Annotated in this window: 9 protein-coding genes and 1 pseudogene; 5 read left to right on the plus strand and 5 right to left on the minus strand. The window is 62.0% G+C overall.

Going from position 1 to position 11090, the window contains the following annotated elements:
- Positions 1–38: 38 nt before the first annotated feature.
- The 3 genes from F1542_RS10455 to F1542_RS10465 all read left to right on the plus strand — a co-directional run bounded on the left by F1542_RS10455 (position 39) and on the right by F1542_RS10465 (position 2746).
- Complete coding sequence (locus F1542_RS10455) at positions 39–857, plus strand: metal ABC transporter ATP-binding protein (protein WP_193732986.1); 819 nt, start codon at positions 39–41, stop codon at positions 855–857.
- A complete protein-coding gene (locus F1542_RS10460; RefSeq protein WP_193732979.1) occupies positions 854–1711 on the plus strand; it encodes a metal ABC transporter permease in 858 nt (285 codons plus the stop codon). The genes F1542_RS10455 and F1542_RS10460 overlap by 4 nt, the downstream gene beginning before the upstream one ends.
- A gap of 135 nt (positions 1712–1846) precedes the next feature.
- Positions 1847–2746, plus strand: a complete 900-nt coding sequence (locus tag F1542_RS10465; protein WP_193732980.1) for a metal ABC transporter solute-binding protein, Zn/Mn family — start codon at positions 1847–1849, stop codon at positions 2744–2746.
- On the opposite strand, the gene F1542_RS10470 is transcribed toward F1542_RS10465, so the two are convergent.
- A complete protein-coding gene (locus F1542_RS10470) occupies positions 2721–4499 on the minus strand; it encodes an ABC transporter ATP-binding protein/permease (RefSeq protein WP_193732981.1) in 1779 nt (592 codons plus the stop codon). The two genes, F1542_RS10465 and F1542_RS10470, sit on opposite strands and share 26 nt — an antisense overlap.
- A 388-nt stretch (positions 4500–4887) precedes the next feature.
- Here F1542_RS10470 and F1542_RS10475 point away from each other — a divergent pair, with 388 nt between their 5' ends.
- Positions 4888–5337 carry a DUF2501 domain-containing protein gene (locus F1542_RS10475; protein WP_010511043.1) on the plus strand — a complete coding sequence of 150 codons (450 nt, stop codon included), beginning with the start codon at positions 4888–4890 and terminating at the stop codon, positions 5335–5337.
- A gap of 197 nt (positions 5338–5534) precedes the next feature.
- Here F1542_RS10475 and F1542_RS10480 read toward each other — a convergent pair whose 3' ends face one another.
- The 4 genes from F1542_RS10480 to F1542_RS10495 are packed head-to-tail and all read right to left on the minus strand — an operon-like array spanning position 5535 to position 10873.
- Positions 5535–7223 carry an ABC transporter substrate-binding protein gene (locus F1542_RS10480; RefSeq protein ID WP_193732982.1) on the minus strand — a complete coding sequence of 563 codons (1689 nt, stop codon included), beginning with the start codon at positions 7221–7223 and terminating at the stop codon, positions 5535–5537.
- Between the two features lie 16 nt (positions 7224–7239).
- A complete protein-coding gene (locus F1542_RS10485) occupies positions 7240–7869 on the minus strand; it encodes an SCO family protein (protein WP_193732983.1) in 630 nt (209 codons plus the stop codon).
- Entirely contained in the window at positions 7869–10643 is a 2775-nt protein-coding gene (gene polA / locus F1542_RS10490) for a DNA polymerase I (protein WP_193732984.1), read from the minus strand. The genes F1542_RS10485 and polA overlap by 1 nt, the downstream gene beginning before the upstream one ends.
- 14 nt (positions 10644–10657) lie before the next feature.
- The gene (locus F1542_RS10495) at positions 10658–10873 is read right to left on the minus strand and encodes a zinc-finger domain-containing protein (RefSeq protein ID WP_193732985.1); all 216 of its coding nucleotides are present in this window, start codon (positions 10871–10873) and stop codon (positions 10658–10660) included.
- A gap of 38 nt (positions 10874–10911) precedes the next feature.
- On the opposite strand from F1542_RS10495, the pseudogene F1542_RS17445 reads away from it, so the two are divergent.
- Positions 10912–11090, plus strand: a pseudogene (locus F1542_RS17445) (lysophospholipase); the annotation flags it as partial.

The following is an 11090-nucleotide window of genomic DNA, read 5'->3' on the forward strand; positions in this document are numbered from 1 at the left end:
TCCCCTGCCCCGCTACCCATCACATGGATGGCGCGCGCATGGTGGCAGCGGCTGGTCTGCATGACCGTGCCGTGCGCCGTATTGTGGGGGCTGATCGCGTGGGCCATCTCCATACCATGACCACCGGGACGACCACCGGCACGATCCGGCTGGAAGATGCGGGGACCATAATGGGTGGACAGACAGTGTGGCAGCACGTGACCGGCAGTTTCCGCCCCGGCAGCATGACCGCCATTGCAGGCGCCAACGGCACGGGCAAGTCCACCCTGCTGCGCGCCATTCTTGGTGAAGTGCCCCTGGCGCATGGCACAGTCACGCGCGGGGGCCTTGGTCCACGTGATTTCGGCTATCTGCCGCAGGCCCGGATCATTGATCGGGGTTTTCCCATAAGCGTGGCCGACATGGTGCTGGGTGGCGCATGGCAGCAGACGGGCCTTTTTGGCGGGGCGGACCGGGCGGTGCGCCTGCGCGCGGCCAGTGCATTGCAGCGCGTCAACCTGGGCGGGCAGGCACAGCGCATGATCGCGGCCCTGTCGGCCGGTCAGTTCCAGCGCCTGCTGTTCGCCCGGCTGCTGATGACCGATGCACGGGTCATCGTACTGGACGAACCCTTTACCGCACTGGATGCACCCACGACACAGGACCTGCTGGAACTGGTATGCGAATGGCATGCGCAGGGTCGCACCATCATTGCCGTACTGCATGACATCCACCAGATCCGTACCTGTTTCCCCGATGTCGTGCTGCTGCATGGCGGACAGGCGACATGGGGCCGGACCCCCGACATCCTGACCCCTGTGACCCTGCAGCACGCCTATGGCGGGACACGGGACAGATGGACGGACATGCCATCATGAGCATCCTGTCCGTATTATGGGATCCGTTTGCATCCTTCGGTTTCATGCGCCGTGCGCTGGTGGCGTCCATGACGCTTGGCATGGGGGCGGGGCCGGTTGGCGTGATGCTGCAACTGCGCCGCATGAGCCTGATTGGCGATGCGATGAGCCATGCGATCCTACCCGGGGCCGCCATCGGATTCCTGCTGGCGGGCGGCCTGTCGCTGACAGCCATGGGAATTGGCGGAATCGTGGCGGGACTGGGCGTGGCGGGGCTGGCCGGTCTGGTCAGCAGACGGACCCAGCTTGCCGAAGATGCCAGCTTTGCCAGTTTCTACCTGACATCGCTGGCGCTGGGTGTGCTGATCGTTTCTGCGCGGGGGTCGAATATCGACCTGCTGCATGTGCTGTTTGGCACCATTCTGGGCATTGACGCATCGGCGCTGTGCCTGATGGGCGGCATCACGACACTCAGCATCATCATGCTGTCCATCATCTGGCGGCCACTGGTCATGGAATGTGTCGATCCCGGCTTCATGCGCATGACCGGCGGGCGCGGCGGCATTTACCACATGGTGTTCCTGTTCCTTGTGGTCATCAACCTTGTGGCGGGGTTCGAAGCCCTTGGCACCCTCATGTCGGTGGGCATGATGATGGTCCCCGCCGCGACCGCGCGGCTATGGACGCGCCGGCTGCTGCCCATGATGGTGCTGTCTGCCGCAACGGGCATGGCGGCGGGGCTGATCGGGCTGCTGGTATCCTATCACTACCGGCTGGCGGCGGGACCATCGATCATCCTGACATGCAGCGTGCTTTATATCCTTTCCCTTGTCATGTCGCCTGCGGGACTTCGTGCAGGGCGCACATGTTCATGAAACATACTGAAAAGTAAAAGTTTTTGGCGAAGCTTTTTTCAAAAAGCTTCAGGAAACTCGGCCTTTTTGAAAAAAGGTCACACCCAAAAAAACTTCCAATTTTTGTCAGCAGCCTTTTTTAACGGAGTTCGCGCAATGCGCCGCCTGTCCTGCCTGCTGGGTCTTTGCGGGACCCTGTCCATCATGTCCGCCTTTGCCGCGCCCGTGCCCCATACGGTCCAGGCAGTCGCAAGCTTTACCGTGCTGGCCGATGTGGTGGCGCATGTGGGGGGCACGCATGTGCATGTCACGTCACTGGTGCCCCCCGATGGCGACCCGCATGAATTCGAACCCTCCCCCGATGATGCCCGCCAGCTACGGCAGGCCGATATCGTGTTCATGAGTGGCGAGGGACTGGAAAGCTGGTTCAGCCGACTGGCCCATGCGGCGGGTTACCATGGCACGCCCGTCATCGTGTCCAACGGGATCAGCATCTATACCCCGCCGGGCCTGCAGCAGGCGGAAACGGACCCGCATGTCTGGAACAGCGTGCCCAATGTCATCATCTGGACCAACAACATCCGTGATGCGCTGATCGCCATCGACCCGGCGGATGCCGACAGCTTCCGCACCTCGGCCGCAGCTTACGTCACGCAGCTTCGCGCACTGGACCGCGACATCCGCGACCGCATCGCCACCATACCGGCCGACCGCCGGCGTATCCTGACCAGTCATGACGCCTTTGGCTATTTCGGCCGGACCTATGGCCTGACCTTCATGGCGCCACAGGGCCTTTCGACCGAGACGGAAGCCTCGGCCGGGGATATCGCCGCCCTGATCCGGCAGATCCGCCAGACGGGCGTCACCACCTATTTCATGGAAAACGCCGCCGATCCGCGCATGGTCCAGCAGGTGGCGCGGGCAACCGGCAGCCGGCCCGGCGGGGAACTGTATGCCGAAGCCCTGTCCCCGCCCGGTGGTCCCGCACCGGACTACATCACCATGATGCGCCACAACACCGACCTCATGGTCACGGCGATGCAGGCGACGCGTTGATGCCTTTCGCGCGGCCTTCGGGGGCGGCGACGGCAAAGGGGGACAGATCGACACGGTTGACATGCATCGCCACCACCGACTCCCGGTGCGTGATGGAGACAACCGTCATGTCCGGACAGGCCTGACGCAGCAGCGCGTACAGCGCCGCTTCCGATTCCGCGTCAAGGTTGGAGGTTGATTCGTCAAGGAACACCCATCCCGGCCGCGCCAGTATGATACGCGCAAAGGCCAGACGCTGGAGTTCACCCGGCGAAAGGATCTGCCCCCACGCTTCCTCGCTTTCGATGCGCGGCGCAAGCTGGCCCAGCCCGACCTGCTGCAGGGCCGCGATCACATCCGCTTCCGGATAGGCATCGACCCCGGCGGGATAGGTCACCGCCCGATGCAGCGTGCCGGTGGGCACATAGGGCCGCTGCGGGACGAACATCATCGCCACATCCGGCTGTGTGATGGTGCCGGTGGCGAACGGCCAGATCCCCGCCAGCACGCGGAACAGCGTAGACTTGCCGGTGCCCGACGGGGCCGTCACCACCGTCATCTGACCATGTTCCAGCGTAAAGCCGACATTGCGCAGCAGGGCCGTGCCATCGGGACGGAACACATCCAGACCGCTGACCTGCAGGTTCGCGGTCGCGGGGGCGGGCACGACCGTGACCTCGTCACGCATGGCCTGCGCACGGTCCATCACCCGCTGGAAGGTCGCCAGACGCGCGACCTCCGCATGCCATGTCGTCAGCGACGCATAGGACGTGGACAGCCAGCCCAGCGCCCCCTGCACACGCGAAAACGCCATGACCAGCTGCATGAGCGTGCCAAACGTCATCTTGCCCGCGAAATACCGGATCGAACCGATCAGCAGCGCGAAATTGCCCGACACGACCTCCAGTCCTGTCGTCAGCAGCCCCAGCCACTTGGTCCGGCGCATGATGACAAGGAAATTGCCGTACACATGTGAAAAGGAACGGTTGAGCCCGGCCTGTTCCTCCGCCTCGCCCCGGTACAGGGCGATCCCTTCGGCATTGTTGCGGACATGGACAAGGCTGTAGCGGAAATCGGCTTCGGCGCGCTGCTGGAAAAACTGCAGCCCCGCCAGCTTGTGTCCCGCAAGGTGCGTAAGCCACGTCGCCAGAACGGAATAGATCAGCGCGGCCCAGAAGAAATAACCGGGTATGGAAATACCCAAGACCTCCAGCGGGCCGGACAGCGCCCACAGCAGGCCGACATAACTGAACAGCGTCACGATATTGGACAGCAGGTTGATGAACTGCGTCAGCGTATCGGTGACAAAGCTGTTCAGGTCTTCCTGTATGCGCTGGTCGGGGTTGTCGGCGCCGGTTTCCAGCCCGGATGTGGTGATGGCGATACGGAAATAGGTCTGGTTTTCCATCCACTGCCGCGTCATGCGCTGTGTCAGCCACCGCCGCCAGCGCAGGCCCAGCATCTGCTGCAGGTAGGTGGCATAGATACTGCACAGCACCGCGGGGATGGTGATGATGAAAAAGCCCAGCACAAAGCCTTCCTGGTTATGCACATACCAGAACAGGCCGCGCAGGAAGGTCTTGGCATCACGCTGCTGCAGCGCCGTGTAATACACATTGCGCGAGAAGGACTGCAGCAGGTCCAGCCCCACCATGGAAAAGGTCAGGACCAGTACCGCCGCCAGCAGGCCCCATGCCCATTTCCTGTCCTCGGACGCGAAATAGGGACGGGTGAGATACCAGACATCTTTCAGAAGAAGGCGCAAATGCTGCATGTTGATCCCGTGCACAGGGGTTAGGGCCACGTATGGCCCAGCATTCCCACGAAGTCGGGGCGGACTCAATGTCCATTGCGTCCATATGGCGGTTTCCATGCACCGGAAGCGCTGCGTTAAGCTTCCTCACGACTTCTTGACGAAGGGTGTCCCCCATGCCCACACCCCGCCCACGATATGCAACAGGGTGAAATACCGTCAGACAACAGGGGTTTATGGGACGCAGGCCTGAATGGACAAGGGTGCTATATATCGAAAAGCCGAATGCCAGACATATCAGCCACACGGGTACCGAATTGCCACATCATGTTATGTTTGACACACAGATTTACAAATGGCGGGGTTGGGTTCCCACCCCTGCCTGATAAACAAGGTAAGGAAAATCAATATGGTGTCGTTCAGTCGCGTCCTGTCTGCCGGTGCATTCGCCACAATCATGGCAGTCGCGCCGCTTGCGGCCCATGCCGCTGAAATCTCGCCGCCCACCGGCGCAGGCGTCGCCAACCAGGTCGAGGCGATCAAGCCCGGCTCCCTGTCCGCTGAAACGGTGTACTCGGCCGTGGCCTCGGCAAAGCCCGCTGATCTGGGCGGCATCATGAATTACTGCATCCAGTCCAATTACCTGACCGCGTCCGAAGCGTGGCCCGTGCTGGCGGCGTTCAACAAGAAGACCAACGACGTTCCGTCCAACCAGAAGGGCAACATGTCCTATGCCGACGGTTCGACCGGCCTGCTGAAGGTTGGCGGCAAGGCACCGATCTCGCTGGAAGATGCATCGGCCGACATCCGCAAGCAGGCCTGCGCGAAGGTTGAAGCCCGCGCGAAGTCCATGCTCTGATCCGGGTCCGTTTCCCGTATCATGCCCCGCCGGTCTTCCGGCGGGGTTTTTTAATGCCTGCCTGCCTGTAAGCTGTTTGAAAGCTCAGCTTGAAATCAAAAGAATTTTTGGTGAATCTGAAATAAAAATCGTTTTTTTAAAATAAGTCGATACCAAAAAGCTTTTATTTTCTATCAATGATCTATTTTAATACTCCCTTACTTTACCCACACACGCGAAAACGTCATGTGGTACAGGCGCGTGGAAAAATAGTTCCCCAACCGGGGCGAGACCAGATCCACATAGCTTATGCTGATCATGGGGGCCGCGGCGGCAAGCCGGGTGATGCGGTCATCCACCTGCTGCCACAGGCCCTGTATCACCTGCTGATCATGTTCGTGCCGGATACGCGCCACCAGCGTCTGGACCCCGGAATCACACAGCCCCGACATGTTGATTGAACTGTCGGAACCGGGATGAAAATTGTCACAGTCAAACAGCGTGTCCACAAAATTGGATGGGGACACGTAATCCGCATACCATCCCATAAGGCTGATCTGGACATGGTTGGCGCTGTTCTGGGCATAGGCCAGTTCCATGGCCGGTGAAAGCGGATGCAGATGCGCGTGATAGCCAATATCCTGCAACATGTCGCGCAGGTAGGTACCCATGCTGGTATCCATGACGGTCGCCGGGACGATCAGGGTCACATCCTGCCCCGCTGTCCCGCTTTCGCGCACAAGCTGTCGTGCGCGCGCCATGTCGGGGCGCGCCCAGCGCGGGGCCGGATGGTCGGGATCCGCGCCTTCGGTCCATGCGCACTGCCCGTCACCGGGCAGAAGGCCGGGGGGCACCATGCGGCATAGCGGGGCGGCAATGCCCGACCCGCCATACAGGATGGTCATGGCGCGCCGGTCCAGCGCGTAATTGACCGCCTGCCGTGCCCGGATATCGTCAAAGGGCGGGATATTGACGTTCATGGGCATGTACATAAGACCGTACAGCGGATAGACATGGACCTGCGCTGTATAGCGCCCGCCAATTTCCCCCAGCCGGTCCAGTGGTTTCAGGCCAGCCATCCAGTCATACTGTCCCCGTTCGACTGCGGTGACGGCATCTTCTTCCGACAGGCCATAATCATACTGTATGGCATCGACATACCCGTCGGGCTGGGCGGCCTCGCTCCATTCATGAAAATAGGGATTGCGTTCCAGCCGCATGCCCCGGTCAGGGATGGAGGACACGATGCGATATGGACCTGTCACCGGTGCCGCGACCTCGCCCAGATCATGGGCAGGCGTGCTGGCAGGCAGGATCACGGCATGCCCGAAGGCGATCTTTTGCGGAAATTCAGAATCCGGCGCTGTCAGGTGAATGGTGATGCGCCGGGTGGCCGCGTCCGTTTCCACCCCACCGGCCAGCGTGCAGCGGGCGGGATCGCGCAGGCATGCATCCGCCCCCACGATTCCGCCGTAAAACGACCCCGCCGTAGGGGAACCGACGCGAAACAGCCGTTGCAGCGACGCCGCCACATCATCCACGGTCAGAGGTGTCCCGTCGGAAAAACGGATACCGTCGCGCAGGGTGAACACCCATGTGCGCCCGTCATCAAGCCGTTCGGGCATGGACTGCGCCAGATCGGGAACCACCTGTGCCCCGGCCGGACCTTCCAGCTTGGGATAGGTCAGCAGGCCATCATACATGACACCCATAAGCTGCATGTACTGGCTGCTGTAATTGATCTGCGGATCCAGTGTCCCGGCTGCGCTGACCGCCGTCAGCCGTAATGTGCCCCCACGATGGGGGCTGCCCTGCGTACCATCGGCCGCACGGGCGGGCAGGCCCTGTACCATCCCTCCCAGCAGGAGGAGAAGGACCGCGCCGAATGCCTGCCATGGTGCCTTCATGCGCGGTCCCGTTTTCTCAATGCTTGCCCGGCGCGTTCATGAGTTCCGTCATGCGCGCGGTGACATCCGCCGCCGTAGCGGTGGACGGCAGGCTGCCCGCATACCGCCCGGTGGGCGACATGATCACGATCTGGGTGGCGGGTTCCATGCTGTATTCACCGTTTTCCCCGTCATGGCGGACGTAAGGGGCATGGTATTCCTTTGCGACCGCCTGCAGCATCTTGGGCGATCCGGTCATGACCGTGACATGCGTACCGAAACGCAGGGCATAGGTACGCAGCACCTCCGTCGTATCGCGCATGGGATCAAGGGAAATGAAAATGGGCACCACCAGATGCGCGCGGTCACGGCCCAGTGCCTCCACCCCGTCGGCCATCGCCTTCATGGTCGCGCCACAGACCGTATCGGGGCAGTGGGTGTCACCAAAATAGATCATCATCCACCGCCCGCGGAAATCGGTATCCATCACCGACCCGTCCGCCCCGTTGATCAGGCGGAAAGAGCCGCCAACGGGGTTGCCATAAGTGGTCAGCGGCACGGGGGCGTTGCTGGAATAACGGTAGCCGAAATATCCGGCGATCGAGGAAACCGCGAGTATGACCAGCCCTACAATAACAAAGAACCGGTCCCGTTCATTTCGCATCATCAGTGTGCATCCGCCCAATTCGTTCCGGTCCCGGTTTCCACGACCAGCGGCACCGAAAGGGTGGCTGCGGATTCCATGACCTGCCTGACGAGGGCTGCCAGACGATCGGCATCATCCTTGCGCACCTCGAACACAAGTTCGTCATGGACCTGAAGGAGCATGCGTCCGTCAAGCCCTGCATCCGAAAGGGCGGCAGGAATTCGCACCATGGCGCGTTTGATGATGTCGGCGGCTCCGCCCTGCAACGGGGCGTTGATGGCCTGGCGTTCGGCATAGTTGCGGCGCACGGCACTCTTGTCACCAATGCCCGGCACCCAGCAGCGGCGGCCGAATGGCGTGGTGACGTATCCCTTCGCCCGCGCTTCGGCCTTCACCCGTTCCATGTAATCGCGGATGCCGGGATAACGGGCGAAATAGGCGTCGATATAACCCCGCGCCTCACCGGGCGGAATGCCAAGCTGGCGGCCCAGCCCGAAGGCGCTGATGCCGTAGATGATGCCGAAATTGATGGCCTTGGCGCGCCTGCGGGTCAGCGGGTCCATGCCTTCGAGCGGAATGTTGAACACTTCGGACGCCGTGCGGGCATGGATGTCCTGCCCCAGCGCGAACGCTTCGCGCAGGGCAGGAATATCCGCCACATCCGCCAGCAGCCGCAACTCAATCTGGGAATAATCAGCCGAGACCAGGACATGCCCGGGGGCTGCGACAAAGGCCCGGCGGATACGCCCGCCTTCCTCCGTGCGGATGGGAATGTTCTGCAGGTTGGGATCATTCGATGACAGGCGGCCCGTTGTCGTCACCGCCATCTGGAAGGATGTATGCACCCGCCCGGTTGCCGGATTGATCTGGTTGAGCAGCGCATCGGCATAGGTGCTTTTCAGCTTGGCCAGCTGCCGCCATGCCAGAATCCGTGCGGGCAGGTCATGCCCCTGATCCGCCAGGTCCTGCAGCACTGATGAATCCGTGCCCCATGCCCCCGCCTTGGTCCGCTTGCCGCCAGGCAGGCCCATTTCATCAAACAGGATTTCGCCAAGCTGCTTGGGGGAGCCGACATTGAAATCACGCCCGGCCAGCTTGTGGATCTCGGCCTCGATCACGCCCATGCGCTGCGCGAATTCGGTGGACATGGCGCGCAGGTCATTGGCATCGACCGCAATGCCCGCACGTTCCATATCCGCCAGGATCGGCACCAGTGGGCGTTCCATTTCCTCATACAGCGCCAGCGCATGGTTGGTGCGCAATTGCGGCCGGAGCACCTGCCACAGCCGCAGTGTCACGTCCGCATCCTCCGCCGCATAGGGCGTGGCACGCGCGATATCGACCTTGGAGAACACCACGCGATTGCGGCCCGTGCCCGTGACCTCGTCATAGGGAATGGGTGTATGGTCAAGGGTCAGGCGGGAGAGTTCATCCATGCCCTGCCCATGCTTTCCCGCCGACTGGGCATAGGAAATCAGCATGGTGTCATCAATCGGCGCGGGCTGGACGCTGCCCGCCTGTGTCAGCACCAGCAGGTCGAATTTGGCGTTCTGGAAGACCTTGAGCACCGACGGATCGGCAAAGAGCGGTTCAAGGATTTCCAGCGCGGTTTTCACCGGCATCTGTGGGGTGCCAAGGCTGTCCATCAGGTCAACCTGATGCCTGAGCGGGATATAGCACGCACGGCCACATTGCGGGGCAAGCGAGATGCCAACCAGCGGGGCGGTCAACGGATCAAGGCCATCGGTTTCCGTATCCACCGCGCAGACCCCGCTGCTACGGGCCTGTTCCACCCATTCCCGCAGCATTGCGGGGTCAGTCACCGTTACGTAACCGCCATAGGGTTCGGCCGGGATGGGAGGCACGTCCCCTACGGGCTGGCTGAGTCCCTCTGGCGTGACATGGGCGGAAATGCGCGGGCGCGGCTTCGCCTTGAGCCCCATCCGCTGCAGCAGCGACGAAAAACCCATGGTCGACAGCCATGCGCCCAGACGTTCCATGTCCACATCGCAGCAGGCAAGGTCGGACAGGGGTTCGGGACATGGCGCGTCTTCACGCAATGTCACCAGTTGCAGCGACAGGCGCGCCATGTCGGCATGGGCCAGCAGGTTGTCACGCCGCTTGGACGCCTTCATGCTTTCGGCACCAGCCAGTATGGCGTCCAGCGACCCGTATTCCGCCATCAGCGCCGATGCGGTCTTGGGACCGATGCCCGGCACACCGGGCACGTTGTCCACCGGGTCGCCAATCAGGGCCTGCACCTGGGCTACCCTGTCGGGCGCAACCCCGAATTTTGCCTCGACCTCCTTCACCCCGATCGGCCGGTTCTTGATCGGGTCCATCATCATCACGCCGGGGCGGATGAGCTGCATCAGGTCCTTGTCAGATGAATAGATGGTGCACTGCCCACCCGCATCGGTCGCCTTGCGGGCATAGGCCGCGATCAGGTCATCGGCTTCCCAGCCTGCTTCCTCCAGCGCCGGCACGCCGAAGGCGGCTGTCGCATCGCGCACAAGGCTGAACTGCGGGCGCAGGTCCTCCGGCGGTTCGGGACGGTGGGCCTTGTATTCATCATACAGGTCATTGCGGAAGGTATGACGTCCCGCATCGAATATGACCGCCAGATGGGTACCTGCATGTTCGCGCAGCAGGCGCGACAGCATGTTTGAAAAACCATACACCGCATTGACGGGCGTGCCATCGGGGCTGGTCATGGGGGGCAGTGCGTGGAAGGCGCGGAAAATGAAGCCCGAACCATCCACCAGGATCAGGTGAACCTGCTTGTCGCTGGACATGTATCAGGATGCGATCAGTGACCGGCGCCCGCCGGGGCATCGGGGCTGAGCACGAACAGCCGCGAACAGTAAGGACAGAATGTCTGGTGATGGCCGATACGCAGGAAAACCCGCGGATGCCCCAGCGCGCCAAGCCCCCCGTCACAGGACAGGGTACGCGAATCGACAACGATGGTTTCAATCGTACCCAGACGGGGGTGCGGAACGGGATCGTGGGACAGGGCTTGCATTTTGACGGGCCTCGGGTTGTTGTCCGGCTTTGGTTTGCATGTCCGCCCACAGGCGGCCCATGCGCTTGTCCATGATGATACGCAGGATTGCCGTGCTTTCAAACATTCGCCTGTCACGCCTGCTTTATCCAGCGATTTTTGTGATGCTGGCGGCCTGTACCACGCATGAAGCCCCACCCCCGGCGCCCCCGGCCCGTCACCCGGATCTGGCCCGCCT

The organism is Komagataeibacter sp. FXV3, assembly GCF_015155755.1.
Taxonomy (GTDB): Bacteria; Pseudomonadota; Alphaproteobacteria; order Acetobacterales; family Acetobacteraceae; genus Komagataeibacter.

Excerpts from the sequence above, each read along its gene's own strand:
- F1542_RS10480 (WP_193732982.1), bottom strand. The coding sequence starts at position 7,223 with ATGAAGGCACCATGGCAGGCATTCGGCGCGGTCCTTCTCCTCCTGCTG.
- F1542_RS10460 (WP_193732979.1), top strand. The coding sequence starts at position 854 with ATGAGCATCCTGTCCGTATTATGGGATCCGTTTGCATCCTTCGGTTTC.
- F1542_RS10465 (WP_193732980.1), top strand. The coding sequence starts at position 1,847 with ATGCGCCGCCTGTCCTGCCTGCTGGGTCTTTGCGGGACCCTGTCCATC.
- F1542_RS10455 (WP_193732986.1), top strand. The coding sequence starts at position 39 with ATGGTGGCAGCGGCTGGTCTGCATGACCGTGCCGTGCGCCGTATTGTG.
- F1542_RS10485 (WP_193732983.1), bottom strand. The coding sequence starts at position 7,869 with ATGATGCGAAATGAACGGGACCGGTTCTTTGTTATTGTAGGGCTGGTC.
- F1542_RS10475 (WP_010511043.1), top strand. The coding sequence starts at position 4,888 with ATGGTGTCGTTCAGTCGCGTCCTGTCTGCCGGTGCATTCGCCACAATC.
- F1542_RS10470 (WP_193732981.1), bottom strand. The coding sequence starts at position 4,499 with ATGCAGCATTTGCGCCTTCTTCTGAAAGATGTCTGGTATCTCACCCGT.
- F1542_RS10495 (WP_193732985.1), bottom strand. The coding sequence starts at position 10,873 with ATGCAAGCCCTGTCCCACGATCCCGTTCCGCACCCCCGTCTGGGTACG.
- polA (WP_193732984.1), bottom strand. The coding sequence starts at position 10,643 with ATGTCCAGCGACAAGCAGGTTCACCTGATCCTGGTGGATGGTTCGGGC.